The organism is Mycobacterium sp. E735, from assembly GCF_001666955.1.
Classification (GTDB): Bacteria; Actinomycetota; Actinomycetes; order Mycobacteriales; family Mycobacteriaceae; genus Mycobacterium.
The window spans coordinates 1-645 of record NZ_LZIX01000075.1 but is presented as its reverse complement, the minus strand read 5'-3'; the positions used below and the strand labels follow the sequence as shown (position 1 = coordinate 645).

General features: G+C 65.4%; 1 pseudogene. It reads right to left on the bottom strand.

From position 1 onward, the window contains the following. A pseudogene (locus A5704_RS06030) lies at positions 1 to 645 on the bottom strand (leucine--tRNA ligase); the annotation flags it as partial.

Genomic DNA, 645 nt, shown 5'->3' with positions numbered 1-645 from the left:
CACTGGTGTTGCGCGCCGAGAACAGCGCCCGGGTGCCGATGGAGCGGCCAATCCAGTTGCGCTGCATGGTTTTCACCGGTTCCGGCCAGTCGAGCAGATCCAGGTCGTCGAGCAGCCGGTCGGCATAGGCGGTGATCCGCATCATCCACTGCCGCAATCGTTTCCGGAACACCGGGAAGTTGCCGCGGTCGCTGCGACCGTCGGCGGTCACCTCCTCGTTGGCCAGTACCGTGCCCAATCCCGGACACCAGTTGACCATCGAGTCGGCCCGGTAGACCAACCGATGGCTGTCGATGACGTCGGCCCGCTCCCCCGCCGACAACGCAGACCATTGGCGGCCGTCTTCGAGCTGCCTTGCGCCGGAATCGAATTCCGCGATCAGCTCTGCGATCGGGCGGGCCTTGTTGGCCGCGGTGTCGAACCAGGCGTTGTAGATCTGCAGGAAGATCCACTGCGTCCACTTGTAGAACTCGACGTCGGTGGTGGAAAAGCTGCGCCGGCTGTCGTGACCGAGGCCCAGCCGGCCCAGCTGACGGCGAAAGTTCACGACGTTGGCCTCGGTGCGGGTGCGCGGATGGGTGCCGGTTTGCACGGCGTATTGCTCGGCGGGCAGCCCGAAGGAGTCGAACCCCAACGCGTGCAGAA